The organism is Thermogemmatispora carboxidivorans (assembly GCF_000702505.1).
GTDB lineage: Bacteria > Chloroflexota > Ktedonobacteria > Ktedonobacterales > Ktedonobacteraceae > Thermogemmatispora > Thermogemmatispora carboxidivorans.
On the sequence record NZ_JNIM01000001.1, the window covers coordinates 852469 to 865553 of the forward strand.

The 13085-nt window shown below is 62.4% G+C and carries 12 protein-coding genes; 4 read left to right on the forward strand and 8 right to left on the reverse strand.

Annotated features, from left to right (window positions below; genetic code table 11):
- The first annotated feature begins 5 nt into the window (after positions 1-5).
- Together N688_RS03305 and N688_RS03310 are read left to right on the forward strand one after the other, a co-directional pair.
- Positions 6-308 (forward strand): hypothetical protein, encoded by a 303-nt coding sequence (locus N688_RS03305; protein ID WP_052887953.1) that lies wholly within the window; start codon positions 6-8, stop codon positions 306-308.
- A gap of 281 nt (positions 309-589) precedes the next feature.
- Positions 590-1885 (forward strand): radical SAM family protein, encoded by a 1296-nt coding sequence (locus N688_RS03310; protein WP_052887954.1) that lies wholly within the window; start codon positions 590-592, stop codon positions 1883-1885.
- A 59-nt stretch (positions 1886-1944) separates the two neighbouring features.
- On the opposite strand, the gene N688_RS03315 is transcribed toward N688_RS03310, so the two are convergent.
- The 6 genes from N688_RS03315 to ispE all read right to left on the reverse strand — a co-directional run bounded on the left by N688_RS03315 (position 1945) and on the right by ispE (position 9298).
- A complete protein-coding gene (locus tag N688_RS03315; protein ID WP_162179479.1) occupies positions 1945-3183 on the reverse strand; it encodes a glycosyltransferase family 9 protein in 1239 nt (412 codons plus the stop codon).
- A 47-nt stretch (positions 3184-3230) separates the two neighbouring features.
- A complete protein-coding gene (waaF, locus tag N688_RS03320; protein WP_052887956.1) occupies positions 3231-4637 on the reverse strand; it encodes a lipopolysaccharide heptosyltransferase II in 1407 nt (468 codons plus the stop codon).
- 23 nt (positions 4638-4660) lie between these two features.
- A complete protein-coding gene (locus N688_RS03325; RefSeq protein ID WP_081838466.1) occupies positions 4661-5896 on the reverse strand; it encodes a glycosyltransferase family 9 protein in 1236 nt (411 codons plus the stop codon).
- Positions 5893-7107, reverse strand: coding sequence for a lipopolysaccharide heptosyltransferase II (waaF, locus tag N688_RS03330; RefSeq protein WP_052887958.1), 1215 nt, complete (start codon positions 7105-7107; stop codon positions 5893-5895). The genes N688_RS03325 and waaF (N688_RS03330) overlap by 4 nt, the downstream gene beginning before the upstream one ends.
- Positions 7108-7288: 181 nt before the next feature.
- Positions 7289-8248: a zinc ribbon domain-containing protein gene (locus tag N688_RS03335; protein WP_052887959.1), complete on the reverse strand. Its 960-nt coding sequence runs from the start codon at positions 8246-8248 to the stop codon at positions 7289-7291.
- 117 nt (positions 8249-8365) lie between these two features.
- A complete protein-coding gene (gene ispE / locus N688_RS03340; RefSeq protein ID WP_162179480.1) occupies positions 8366-9298 on the reverse strand; it encodes a 4-(cytidine 5'-diphospho)-2-C-methyl-D-erythritol kinase in 933 nt (310 codons plus the stop codon).
- Between the two features lie 223 nt (positions 9299-9521).
- Here ispE and N688_RS03345 point away from each other — a divergent pair, with 223 nt between their 5' ends.
- Positions 9522-10508 carry a hypothetical protein gene (locus N688_RS03345; RefSeq protein ID WP_052887961.1) on the forward strand — a complete coding sequence of 329 codons (987 nt, stop codon included), beginning with the start codon at positions 9522-9524 and terminating at the stop codon, positions 10506-10508.
- Between the two features lie 278 nt (positions 10509-10786).
- Here the strand turns inward: N688_RS03345 and N688_RS23720 are convergent, their stop codons facing one another.
- Both N688_RS23720 and N688_RS03350 read right to left on the reverse strand, forming a co-directional pair.
- A complete protein-coding gene (locus tag N688_RS23720) occupies positions 10787-10915 on the reverse strand; it encodes a hypothetical protein (RefSeq protein WP_272945027.1) in 129 nt (42 codons plus the stop codon).
- Between the two features lie 119 nt (positions 10916-11034).
- Positions 11035-11871, reverse strand: coding sequence for a hypothetical protein (locus N688_RS03350; protein WP_052887962.1), 837 nt, complete (start codon positions 11869-11871; stop codon positions 11035-11037).
- 317 nt (positions 11872-12188) lie between these two features.
- On the opposite strand from N688_RS03350, the gene N688_RS03355 reads away from it, so the two are divergent.
- On the forward strand, positions 12189-13082 hold the full coding sequence (locus N688_RS03355; protein ID WP_052887963.1) for a tyrosine-type recombinase/integrase: 894 nt from the start codon (positions 12189-12191) through the stop codon (positions 13080-13082).
- Positions 13083-13085 lie beyond the last annotated feature (3 nt).

Genomic DNA, 13085 nt, shown 5'->3' on the forward strand with positions numbered 1-13085 from the left:
GAGGGGTGTATCGATACAAAGGCTTTGATAGTGCCCAGTGCGGCGATAGCATCTCCGCCCTTGAGGCGGCCATCAATGCCTGGATGGAGGCCGAGCGCCCCCGCATCCGTCATGTCTGCCAGAGCGTGCTGAACAACCATATTCTGCTAAGCTTTGTCTATGAGGAGATGTCGGAGCTGGAGCAGCGTTTGCCTGCCCAGGCTCAGACTCAGGCCGGTAGCACTCACTCCCGGTTTCTAGAAGACGAGTGTTCCGAAGGGCCTCCGACCAATCCGCAGCTGCCGGCCATCCCGCCGGTCGTCCACTGAGTGACTCAGCTTCCAGAGCAGGGGCGTCCGTCCCCCACCCGGACAGCGCACGCTCTCACTCTCCGCTGCCGCCTTGTTGCGCCAGCATGGCGGGCAACTGCGGCATCAGATGAGGTGCGTCTGTCTTCTGCGGGAATTCTTCTTTGTCTTTTTTTCACCCGCTTGCTGATAACTATGTTCTCGGCTGTTCGTGGGGCAAGAGCGGTGGCGGGTGGAAAGCAGCGATGATCAGGCGCTCATCTGTGTCCTTGCTGCTTGATGAGCGGAGTGCAAGAGGTGCTATGAAGGAACCGTATCTTGTTTATTCGACGGCGCAGGGGGAGGTCCGTGAGGCGCGGGGGCTGCGCGCGCTGGCCTTTGATGGAAGTCCGCTCCGGGCTGAGGAGCTGATCCCTCTCCCCGATGGGGCGACGCTCTCGATGCTTCCTGGGCGCCTGCCTGTGGGGCTGGACGCGGCTGGTCAGCGTCGTACGCTGCAGCGGCGGGGGGTCTGGGCCCTGGCGGCCCTGCTGCCGATTGGCTATACACGCACTCATTTGCCAGCCTATAGCAGAGATCCCATGAGTGAGCCGCTCCCTTTCTTTGGCTACTGCGCTGTGGCTGGCCTGAAGGGACGGCTCTTTGTGGCTGCCCTCAGAACCGATGATCCGCATAAATGGCATCCGCGGACCTTCCCGCGCCGTACCCTGGAGCGCCTTGTCCAGGAGAAGCTGGCGGCCTATCCCCATAATCGCGTGGTGAAGCAGCATGCCCATTGTGCGCTTGACTACTATTGCCCAACGGCCAGTAATCTGTTTTTTGGCCGTTGGGAGATGGCTATTGCGGTTTCTCCTGGCTGCAATGCTCGCTGTGTAGGCTGCATCTCGAAGCAAGAAGAGGAGCAGTTGATTTCACCCCAGGATCGCCTGACCTTTGTGCCAACGGTGGAGGAGATTGTGGAGGTGGCCGTCCCCCATCTGGAGCGGGCTGAGGAGGCGATTGTGAGCTTTGGCCAGGGGTGTGAGGGTGAGCCGTTGCTGCAGTGGCGCCGTATCGAGCAGGCCATCCGTGAGATCCGCCGGCGGACGGATCGCGGCGTCATTAATATCAATACCAATGCAAGCAATCCGCGCTGGCTACAGCGCCTCTATGATGCTGGCCTCGATATGCTGCGGGCCAGTACTATCTCTGGCCGCGAAGAGACCTATACAGCCTATTATCGTCCGATTGGGTATACGCTGGCCGATGTGAAAGAGTCGCTCCAGCGCGCTCGCGATGCAGGCGTCTATGCCTCTATCAATCTGCTTTGCTTCCCTGGTCTGATCGATCGCGAGCGCGAGGTGGAGGCGCTTCTGGCCTTTGTGCGTGAGACGGGTCTGCGCCTGATCCAGCTCCGCAATCTGAACATCGATCCCGAGGTACTCTTGCCGCGTCTTCCTGCTCTCGATTCGCTTGGTAAGGCCCTGGGCATGCGCACCCTGATTGAGATTCTGCGTCAGGAGCTGCCCGCGGTTGAGATCGGCAACTTCTCGCGTCCAGTCAAGCGTTGTACCAGTCAGCCTGCCGGAGACCAGGCCGAGGCTGGTGCCAGGGTTTAGCGGGCGCGAGGGGGCGGCTGGCTCACGCCTGCCTGCATGCTCAAAGCCACCGCCCGTTTTCAGTGGTCCTCACCGGGCGCGCCCGGTTGGGAAGGCTGGGAGGAGTGGAGGGGCGAGGCGGGCCGGTAGCCGGCCTGGAGTAAAAGGCTGCGTGCTGCGGTAGCAACTGGATCGACGCCAAGCTGGGCCAGGCAGTCGCGGGTAGCGCAGCCCTCGGGGGTGCCCAGCTCGTGGCCGCGATAGAAGCAGGGCATGCAGGGCAGGTCAAGGCGTACGACGACCGCCTGTCTTCCAGGTACGCCGCCGGTATAGGGACCCCAGGCGCGATGGTTGGAGAGGCCGAAGATAGCGACGGTGGGTGTTCCGGCGGCAGCGGCCAGGTGCATGACGCCCGCGTCGTTGCCGATAAAGAGGTCGACTTGTTCCAGGACGGCTGTCGTGACTTTGACGCTCCCTTTGCCGGCGAGGCTGCGCGCTGGCAGGCCCGAGCGCAGCAGGCTCAGGATATGCTGATGTAGCTCGCGTTCCTCTGGTCCTCCGAGCAGTACCAGTTGTCCACCGACCTCGCGATAAAGAGTATCCGCCAGAGCGGCGAAGCGCTCGGGGGCCCAGCGGCGAGCAGTGCTGTAGCTGCCGCTGCCCGGGTGCATGGCAATAATCGGACGCATAAAAGGATCGGGAGCCTCGTCCATATAGAGCAGGTAGCGGGCCTGCTCCCGCTCTCCCTCGCTCAGGGGGACGGTTAAGCGACGGTCGCTGGTGTGAGCGTCGACGGCGGCGGCAACGGCCAGGTTGTAGTCAGCTTCATGCATGGCTCCGAAGCCCTCGTCTTTGACGCGGACATTCAGAAACCACCCGTGTCCATTATCCAGGCCAACGCGCCAGCGTGCTCCCGTGGCGCGCACCAGAAGCTGGTGTTTCAGGCGACCAAAGGGAAGAGTCAGGTGGTGCAAGAGCAGCACGGCGTCGTAATGGGCGCTGTGCAGGCGCTGCCAGAGTGGGAAGAGGCGCCCGAGCCGTAGCGGGTCGGTCAAGACCTGTCTGGGCGAATCGAACAGGTATTTGTCGAGAACAATGATCTCGTCAATGACCTCCCAACCGGCGAGCAGATCGGCTGAGCCAGGCGTGACAAGCAGGTCGATGCGCGCCTGCGGATAGGTCTCGCGCAAGGCGCGCAAGGCTGGCGTGGCCAGCAAGAGGTCACCGAGCGAGGCCAGCTTGATGACGAGGAGACGCGCCTCCGCTGGTAAGCGGATCGACTGCTGCTGCTGGTTGTTCTCGGGTGATGGCGTTCTCAAAGATGCGTCTTGCTGCTGCACTAGGGTAGCTGCCTCCTCTACAAAACTCATAAAGACGAGCGGCTCTGGCCCGGCTGTTCTGGGCGGGAGGAAGTGGGAGCGTGCGGTACAGAAGGGCGGGCCGCAGAAGATGGCGCTGACCACTGCTCCTGGAGGCGGCGCATCGCCAGGGCCAGTACCTGCTCTGGGGTGACGTCCTTCATGCACTGAACCGTATGGAAGCGGCAGTCGGCTGGACTGCGGGCGTCGTAACAAGGGCTGCACCAGATCCCACTACGCACGATCGTGGCCTGCCGGCTGACGGGTCCACTGAGGGCCGGATCGGTCGGACCGTGGATAGCGATCAAAGGGACCCCGGTGGCCGCCGCGATATGCATCGGGCCACTGTCGCCACTGACCACCAGGTCGGCCATCTGCATCAGGGCCGCCAGCTGAGGCAGGCTGGTCTGTCCGGCCAGGTTGAGCACCGGCGTGGAAGCGTCCAGGCGCTGGAGGATGGCCAGAATGAGTGGCAGGTCGCCCCTGGCTCCCGTGAGAACCAGGTGCGCCTGAGCTTCCTGCGCCAGTCCGGTCAGCAAGCGTGCCCAGTAGGGGATAGGCCAGCGCTTGGCGTAGCCGTTATGCGAGGCCACGTGGCAGACCACCAGGGGCCTCCTGCGCGCTCCCGTTGAGCTGGAAGGCTCAGCGAGGTCGATCGCGGGATTGAGGCGCTTGAGGAGGGTCTCCACCTCAAGACGGGCCTGGGGATCGACGGGGAGGCGCGGAAAGCGATCTTCTGCTTGGAGATTGACGCCTGCCGCGCGGGCCAGCTCCAGGCAATAGTCGACTTCGTGACGGCGATCGCCGGGCTGCCAGTGACGGCCCGGGACGGGATCGGTCATAAAGCCGGCGTAACCCTCGCCAGCGAAGCCCACCCGTCGTCGGGCGCCGCTGAAGAGAGCCAGCAGTGCCGCCCAGGGGCCAAAGACGCTCACGGCCAGGTCATAGCGCCTGGCCCGTAGTCGGCGCAGCAGCGCCGCTGCCTCGCGCCAATGCTGGCCTCGAACGAGCGCTTTGGGCCGGCGCCAGATGTTCGGATCGTAGGTGATGATCTGGGCCAGGGCAGGATCGGCGCCGGCGATTGGCGCAGTCGAAGGCATCGCCAGGAGATCGATTTCCGCCTCGGGATAGGTCCGCTTGAGGGCGTGCACCAGCGTTAGTGAAAGGACCAGATCGCCGATGAGGTCCAGGCGAATGACCAGGATGCGCCGCGGCCTGAAATGCTGCGGGTTGAGCGGCTCTCGACGTTGCGCCAGGCGAGCGCAGCGCAGCAGCAGGCCATAGCTGCTCAACGCCAGGTAGATGATCGTCAGCAAGGTGCGCTTACTGAGCTGGATGAACAGCTTGCGCAGGCGGCGCCGGGCTGGCGGGCGCAGTGGATAGCCATATTCATCGAGTTCTTCTCTTGCTGCCATACCTCTCGCGTGCCATCCTTATTCTACAACATGCGTGCTGGCAGGAGTTGCTCTATCGCTGCAAGGAGGCGCTCCTCTGGGATCAGACGTACGCAGGGATGCTCCGACAAAGCCTGCGGCGGAATATCAAGGCGCCCGCAGGGAAGTTTTGGACAGGTGGGGCAGCGCTGGCTTGCCAGAATAACCATATGGCGTCTGGGATTGCCCCAGGGACCGAAGATAGAGGGGTCGGCAGGGCCGTAGAGCGCCACGGTGGGCGTCCCCTGTGAGACGGCCACGTGCAGCGGGCCGCTGTCGACTCCGAGCACCAGCTGTGCGCGGCGCAGAAAGGCGGCCAGCTCCCCAACGCTCAAAGTGGAGAACAAGACAGGAGGCGCCTCGCCGGTCCGGAGCTGCTGGCGAACCAGGGCGGCAATCTCCTCAAGCAGGGCTTGCTCTTGCTGGGTACCTGTTAAAACGAGGCGCAGGCCATAGCGGCGCAACAAGGTCACGGCGCAAGTGGCCCAGCCCTCCGGACGCCAGAGCTTGACAGCGGCCCCGCTGCCAGGATGGATGACCGCGAAAGGCACCTCATCTGTCAGACCGGCCTCAGCGAGCAGGGCGGCGGCCCGTTGCTCTTCCTGGGCCGTTGGCCTGAAGAGAAGCGGGTAGCGTTCAGGGGTAAACGGCTCCGCGAGGGGGGCCTGACCCAACAATTCAAGCGCAGTGCTCACCAGGCGCAGGCTGGAGCAGGTGCTATGCTCTCCTTCGGGGAAGGGCAAAGCGTGCGTCAGGAAACGCCTACCCGGCGCGAGGGCGTAGCCGACGCGCTGAGGGATGCCTGCCAGGTAGAGTAAGGCCGCGCCCCACCAGAAATCGGGGCGCAGGTTGATCGCCAGATCGTAGCGTTCGCGTCGCAATTGCCAGGCCAGACGCAGCAGTAGCCAATAGGGTCCCAAGGTTCCCTGGGCCGCCCGCCGGAAGCCCGGGAAGGCGCAGGTCAAGACCCGTTCCGCTGCTGGATGGCCCATCACAATCGCCTGTGACCAGGGCCCCACAAAGAGCGTCACCTGAGCTGTCGGGCAGCGCTCCTTGAGCGCCGTCAGCGCTGGTGTTGTCAGGACCAGGTCCCCCAGGTGGTCCGGCCGTAGAAGCAGCAGGCGAGGGGCCTGGGCAGACGAGAGGGAGCGTCGGGCGCGCCGCTGTGCCAGCCACGCCCCCGGCAGGCCACAGAGATAGATCAGCAACAGGAGCGCTTCACGTAGCCGTTCTCGCATCATCGAATTCCCCCCCGCTCAGGGCTGGGCAGCAGTTGCTGCACGGCCTGCCAGACCAGATCGACACTGAGCGCCTGCATGCAGGTGCATTCCTGGCAGGCGCGCATGCGACCCAAGAAAAAGCAAGGCTCCCCGCGCGGATGCTGCCAGAGAGCCACGTGGTGCGGCTCGTCCAGGGGATAGGGACCATACTCCTGTGGACTGGTCGGACCGAAAAGGGCGATCACTGGAATGCCCACAGCGGTGGCCAGATGCATCGGACTACTATCGTTGCCGATGAAGAGAGCGCACTGCTCAAAAATGGCCGCCAGCTCGCCAAAGCTAGTCTCGCCTGCCAGATTGAGCACGCGGCCTGGTGGGACGGCCAGACCAGTCAGCACCTCCTCGTTGACGGCGCGATCCTCTGGGCCGCCAACCAGCAACACGCGAGCCTCCAACTCGCTCACCAGGCGCTGCGCCAGCTCACGATAGCGCGCTACTGGCCAGCGCTTGGCTGTCAAAGTCATCCCTGGGTTAGAGCCGCCGCCGGGCAAGAGCGCAACCTGCAGACATGGCTCGCCATCCCGACTGGCGTCACGAGAGAGCAAGGTCCGGGCGCGCTGGCGCTCCTCACTGGTAGGCACAAAGCGCATGTAGGCCCGTTTCAACGGCAGGCCCAGGGCACGCGCCAGGTCCAGGTACAGCTCAGCCTGATGGCGCAGGTCGGACAGAGTAGCAGGGGCAGGCACACGGTCAGTCAGCGCGAAGCCGCGTCCCAGGCTGTCCGGCCCCACGCGGCGGGGGATACCCGCCAGCCAGGGGAGCAGGGTCAGCATAGGAGATCGATCCAGAACAAAGGCCAGATCGAAACGCTGCCTGCGTAGAAGGCGAGCAAAGCGCAAATACTCTGACAGGCGGTAGCGCCCAGGGATACCGACCGTACCGCAATCCAGGACTGTATCCACGGCGGGATGATGCTCCGGCACCACCTTCGACCAGCTGCTGGCCACATACGTAATCTGGGCCTGGGGATAAGCCGCCCGCACAACCGCGAGCAGCGGCGTTGTCATCAGCAGGTCGCCCAGGCAACAAGGCTTGATCAGCACAATCCGGCGCGGTTCGCGCCAGGAGCGTCGCCGGAGCCAGCGCTCGCCAACATTGAAACAGGCAAAAGGAAAGCGCAGCATGTAGCAGAGCAGGCTCACCACATGCTGGCGCAGAGCTGCTCCAGGCATAATGTTCGTGCTCTTCCTCACTTCCCATCTATGTATATCATATGCGATTATGTAAAACCTAAAAATCAGGAAGGATTGGCTATCGACCGTCTTATATGCTTTAGACAAAAAGTTGGCGCCTGCCCGTTATCGCATGGCGCAGCCTGCCTTACCGCTGGTAGCGTCTCCTTGCCTTCTGCAATCAGGGGCATCCCTCTTGAGGATCGCCCGTGCTGCTGGGAGCATCAGGCGAACCTCCTTGGGCCGGCTGGCCAGGGGGAGGCTGCAAAACTGTCTCCTGGTTGCTGATGCTCGCTGGATCAATGGCCGTAGCGGGAGCTGCTGCAGGAGGGGTGGCGATCGTTGGCTGCTGAGTCAGGCCAGGCTCTGGCGCGAAGGAAGGACCTGGTCTCGCTACCGTAGCGAGGGCCTGCCCACACCTTGTGCAAAATCGTACCCCAGGCGGCATGTTGGCCTTACAGGAAGGGCAAAGACTGCCGCTCAGCGGCGGGGCAGTAGCTGACCCAGAGGCTGCTGCTATCTCATCAGGGCCGCTGACTCCGCCTTCGTCCTGATGGACAGGAGTAAGCGGAGAAGCTGGAATGGTGGGGTGCATTGGACTACTGCCGACGGAGGGGGTAGGGATGGTAGGATAGGCTGCACCGCTCAGAGGAGGAGCAAAAGGCGCACCCCCAAGAGGAGGTGGAGGTGGGGGCGGAGCGATCTGGGTTGCTGATTCCTCTTCAATCCCAGGACTGTAAAGAGGATGGCTGCTTGCTGTTGGCTCCCGTTCACCACCGCTGCCGAGGGGAGCCCAGGCTGGCAACGTTCCCGGCTCCGGTACAGGATAGCTTGTGATAATGTCCGTTTGGCCTCGGGCAGTAGCCTCAGACCCGCTTTGCACGCTCTGCAGCTCTCTCTGGGCCTCGCTCAACTGCTGTTGTAGACTGGCCAGGGCCTCACAGAAGGGCATCAGCTCGCTCTGGTGCAGCTGGCCCGTCTCATACAGCTCGCGAGTTCTCGCCACCAGGCCACTCTCCTGCTGGCTGAAATCGCGTTTGAGTTGTTCGATCGTGCTCCGCAGGTAGCGAATACGTCCCATGCGAGCAGCTTCTTTAGAAGCCTTCTCCAGGCCGCGGTGGAGTGAGTCCCAAATGCTCATTGTGGCCTCCTCTGGCGCTTAACAACGCTGGCAAACTGGCTACCGATACTGGCATTATAGCAAAGGGGGCTTTCGCGCGTCGAGTGCACTAGCCAGCTTGCTGCAGCCCAAAGCGGCTTAGTGAGCGGCCACAGTAGCAAGCGTCAGAGATTCTGCGGAGGGAGAGACCGCCTGAGTCAGATAGACCTCATAGCCCTGCTCCTGGAGACGGAGCCAGAGACGATGAGCCTTCTCAAGGTCGGCCAGCGCTGTAAAGAGCGTAGGACCGCTGCCCGAGAGGCGGACGAAAGGTGCCCCAGCCTCCAGAAGTGCGGCCCGCCCGGCAGCCACCTCGGCATAGCGCTCCAGGACGCCGCGCTCAAGACCATTGTGAAGGTGAGCCAGGGCAGGCATCCGTTGCGCCTGCAGAGCCGCGCAGACCGCCTGGGTGTGCGAGCCATCGCTGTAGTCGCGCGCCGTCAACGCTCCAAAGACCCCGGCAGTTGCCACGCTGATCGCCGGCTTCAGCAGCACCAGCCAGCGCAGCTCGGAGGGCCAGCAGGGAGGCAAAGGGGTCACCAGCTCGCCCCGGCCCTCACAGAGCGCCAGCCCTCCGTAGAGAAAGAACGGCACATCTGAGCCGAGCGAGGCGGCCAACGCCATCAACTGCTCCGAGGTCAGTTGCAGTTGCCACAGGCGTGTCAGAGCCAGGAGAGCTGCGGCAGCGTCGCTGCTTCCTCCGCCCAGGCCAGCGGCGCTCGGAATACGCTTCTGCAGCTCAATCAGCGCGCCGTGCTGTTCGCCGCTATGCTCCCGGAGCAGCAACGCCGCGCGGAGTGCCAGATTGGCCTCTGTACTCAGCTCAGGCTGGCTGCAGACCAGGCGCACCTGCCCATCCTCGCGCAGCGTCAAAGAGAGCGTATCGTAGAGATCGATCGTCTGCATCACCGTCGCCAGCGCATGGTAGCCATCGGCGCGGCGACCGAGAACATCAAGCGTCAGATTGATCTTGGCGTAGGTCCGTACCGTGCAGCTTCTCCCTGGTTGTAACCATTGCCATTGCATAGCCATAGCCATTCCCTTCGTCTGGATTGTGCCGCTTCCTGGCCAGGCTGTCAAGAATGCAGTCCCAGAGAAGGAGGTTAGTCCTTTTTCGCCCGTGGGAGAACTATTCTGCCCCACCTGTGGTATACTACCAGCGAGCTATTTCCCAACATAGCCAAGCTGCTTGCTCAGCATGAGCAGAAATCGGTCTCCGCACCACCTATCCTGGACCGCTTGCCTGGTGAGCGTCATGGACATTACTGTTGCTTATTTCCACTCGCTCTTTCATCCCGACCTCGTCAAACGGGACTTTGAGCAGATTCGCGCCGCGGGCGCCAGCAGCATCGTTTACAGCATTCAAGATGAAGAACGTCACTACTGGCCGCGCGACCTGGAGCGAGGTCTGTTGCTCGCGCAAGACGTGGGCCTCAAAGTCTACCTGAGTCCGGGCCAGCATGGCAACCTCTTCGCCACCCTCTCGCCGGCTCCGAGCTGGTATACTTTTCATCACCCCGAGTCACGTGTGCTGGACCATCACGGTCGTTATCACGATCTCACCTGTTTCAATCACGAGCCGTTTCGCCGCTGGCTCTTCCAGGAGCTTGCTTTCTATTTAAATACCTATCCCATTAACGGCATCCTGCTCGATGGGCCAGACTACGGAGAAATCACCTGCTTCTGCTCAGTGTGTCGGGCGCTTTGTCCTGATGTCACCGACCTGGCGGGCTTTCGGCGTCGCTCCTGGGTGACCTTCTTGAGCGATCTCTGTGCCCACATTAAAGGTCTAGACAAGCATGTCAGGACAGTGATTGTGCTCCCCTCCTACGATGCCAGCCTGGTTGAGGATCTCGCCCTCTTGCCGGACCTGGACATGTTGGGCCTCCACCTGTGGCAGCGGCCTCGCCAGCAGCCTCAAGCGGCTGAGGCTGCAACGAGCAGCGCTGATCGTGGGGAGCGGGAGATTGTTGATCTAGCGCGTCAGCATCAGAAGCGTAGCCTGCTCTGGTTGCAGAACTTCGATCTGGATGAAGGCGGCCAGCAGGAACTTCCGAAGCTCTTTCAGCTGGTGCTGCAGGCTGAGCCTGACGAGGTCGCCTGCTATTACTACTGGCGCAACAATAGTGATCCCGAGGGAGTCTGGCAGCTTACCAGGCAGCTGCTGCGGAGCATTCCCCGGCGCCAGTTGCACTGGCAGACCGGCAAGCATTTCGCTATTCCACGCTTGAGAGATGAGTGAGGAAACGGTGGTAGAGAGGACAGCAAGGCACTTCTTCCCCCTGGTGGCCAGCGTATCCTACTCGTCATGGCCCATCCCGACGATGGCCGAGTTTCTCTGCGCTGGGACCATTGTCCGCCTGACTGCCCAGGGATGCGAGGTCAGCTAGCTCCTGGCTGCCTCGCATAACCTCCTGTATTATCCCGAGCAGTTTGCTAAGATGGGTGGGGTGAGCCGCATCGTGTCCGCCAGATCTACTGCGTGGCCAGCAACCAGCCGAATCACTCACTGGGTAGACCTCACTCAGCGCTGTCCTTGGTAAGGAAGTCGAAGCTCTTCTCTGCCATGCCAGTCAGACGCGCGGGCACGATGCCCGGGCCATCCGCGAGCTTGTGCGCCAGCGAGGCCATCTGCTCGGCAGCGAGCATGGCTTCGCCTGGGCTGAGGCCTTTCATCATCTGGTGATGAACTAAGCCGGTCCCAGCCGGCTCGATCGGCGGGCTAGCCCGCGCTCAATCTGGCATGCTGCAGGACCTGGCGGGCCGCTCTAGGGTTCTTCCTCCTCCTCAAAGGAAGTTGAGAGCGACGGCTGAGGCACGGTCGGCGGGGGAAGCTCCTTTTCTTCCTCCTGATGGGCCTTCTCTAGCCACTCGCGCAGCTCCTGGATACGCTGAGTCGTCGTAGCGATGTTCTCGCTGGCCGGCACAATCACTGCCTGGATGCCCAGCGCGAGCAGACCATAGGCGGCGGCCTCGTTCGTGAGGGAGGCCAGGCTCATGAGAGCTGGCAGGCGCAGCGCCTCGCGGATGGCGCGGTAGCCAAGCGCCTCTTCGATGCTGAGGCGCTCGAGCGGTAGCTCTCGCCCGTCGAAGTGCAGGGCCGAGATCCCCTCGAACGCGCTCAGGTTACGCACCACCAGAGGATAGAGGGGATCGTTCCCGTGCCAGGGGAGCGTCACCGCCAGATCGAAGTCCTTCAGGTGCGTGCTCAGTAAGCGAGCCGGAGCCTGGAGCGGCACGATCAGGAAATGGACTCCATGCTCTTTGAGCGACTCTAGCATTTTTCGCTCGATGCCGGCGCCGTTGCCGAGGAGGCGCAGGCCGAGGGCGGCGTTCTCGTCCTGGCTTTGAATGGTCTCACTCAGCTCTTTGAGGGTTGCGAGGCTGGCCCTATCCAGGGAAGAGCCAGACCAATGAAAGAGCAGGCCATTGGCGCCGGCTTTGATCGCGGCCTCCGCCTCGCCAGCGTTGACGGCGGGAAACTCAATTAGCAGAGCGGCGGCGCGTGGTTTGACGGTTGGCCGGCTTTTGCTACCGAAGAAGCCGATAGCGCCACCGCTCTGGCCACGCCGCGCCTGGCTCAGCATATTCGAAAACTTGCTCATCTCTCTCTCCCGCTAGCTATCTGGTGGATAGGATTGTACCATAGCAGCAAGGTCGGAGTCATCGGCGCGAGCTGGCGCCCCGACCGACCTGCCACATTTCCGTTTCTGTGCATACCGGGCGGATAGTCCTATTATAGCACCCGGTTCTGGGTGCGGCGCAGTGGTACTCTTCTGTCGCCACTCTTGCCTCTCGCCAGCCTCTGGCATATAATGCCAGCACCGAGGCAAGCCACCCACTCCTCCCTCAGACACGGACGAGACGAGAAGATGGTGGTAGATGCACTTCTTTCTCATTTCTGGGCAGAGGATATGTCGCAATGTTGCAAGAAGCTGTGGATGCCTATCTCGCCACTCTGGCTGAGAGGGGCGCTGGAATCAATCACCACACGGTGGCGGCCTATCGCAACGATCTCTCTCAGTTCTCCTCGTTTCTAGCGCAACAGCGGCAACGCTGGTACTGGTCGGAGGTCGAGAGCGAGGATGTCCAGGCCTATCTAGAGGAGATGCGTCAGGTGCGGGCCTATCAGCCCACGACGATCAGTCGCAAGCTGGCCGCGCTCAAGACCTTTTTTCGCCATCTGAAGAGCCTGGGGCTGGTGGAGAGGAATCCGCTGGAGACGGTGCCAGCTCCTCGTCCTCTCAGGATGACCTTGCCGGTCCTTTCGGCTGAGCAGCTCATGCACCTGCTGGAGCAGATTCCGCCATTCACGCCAACGGGCATGCGCGATCTGGCGATGGTGCAGGTGCTCTATGCGACGGGGATGCATCTCACTGATCTCGTGGCCCTCGATGTGGGCTGTTTCGATCGCCTCTGTGGCTCGCTGGTCTATCCGCGCGGCGATGGGCGTCTGCGCGAGTGTCCGCTGACATCGCAGGCCGTGATGGCGCTGGAGCAGTATCTGCTGCGCTCTCGTCCTTATCTGGCCCGCCGTCGTCCCGAGGAGCCTGGCCTCTTCGTGAATCATCATGGTCGGCGACTGACTCGCCAGGGCTTCTGGCTGGTGGTTAGAAACTACGCTCAGCGTGCTGGCATTGCCGAACTGACGCCCTCTCAGTTGCGTCAGTCCTTGATGCTCCTGGCGGTCAAGCGGAGCAGCGAGCCGCAGGGTGTACAGGCATTATTGCAATATGCTCACCTATCGAGAGAGGCAGGGCGCTCAAAGCGTTGGGGGACGTCTGAGGGCCTTGATTCTTTGTTGGTGCGAGGATAGTGC

Bases quoted from the DNA above. Each gene is read 5' to 3' on its own strand.
- N688_RS03310 (WP_052887954.1), top strand. From the start codon at position 590: ATGAAGGAACCGTATCTTGTTTATTCGACGGCGCAGGGGGAGGTCCGT.
- waaF (WP_052887956.1), bottom strand. From the start codon at position 4,637: ATGGCAGCAAGAGAAGAACTCGATGAATATGGCTATCCACTGCGCCCG.
- N688_RS03325 (WP_081838466.1), bottom strand. From the start codon at position 5,896: ATGATGCGAGAACGGCTACGTGAAGCGCTCCTGTTGCTGATCTATCTC.
- waaF (WP_052887958.1), bottom strand. From the start codon at position 7,107: ATGCCTGGAGCAGCTCTGCGCCAGCATGTGGTGAGCCTGCTCTGCTAC.
- N688_RS03335 (WP_052887959.1), bottom strand. From the start codon at position 8,248: ATGAGCATTTGGGACTCACTCCACCGCGGCCTGGAGAAGGCTTCTAAA.
- ispE (WP_162179480.1), bottom strand. From the start codon at position 9,298: ATGGCTATGCAATGGCAATGGTTACAACCAGGGAGAAGCTGCACGGTA.
- N688_RS03345 (WP_052887961.1), top strand. From the start codon at position 9,522: ATGGACATTACTGTTGCTTATTTCCACTCGCTCTTTCATCCCGACCTC.
- N688_RS23720 (WP_272945027.1), bottom strand. From the start codon at position 10,915: ATGCTCGCTGCCGAGCAGATGGCCTCGCTGGCGCACAAGCTCGCGGAT.
- N688_RS03350 (WP_052887962.1), bottom strand. From the start codon at position 11,871: ATGAGCAAGTTTTCGAATATGCTGAGCCAGGCGCGGCGTGGCCAGAGC.
- N688_RS03355 (WP_052887963.1), top strand. From the start codon at position 12,189: ATGTTGCAAGAAGCTGTGGATGCCTATCTCGCCACTCTGGCTGAGAGG.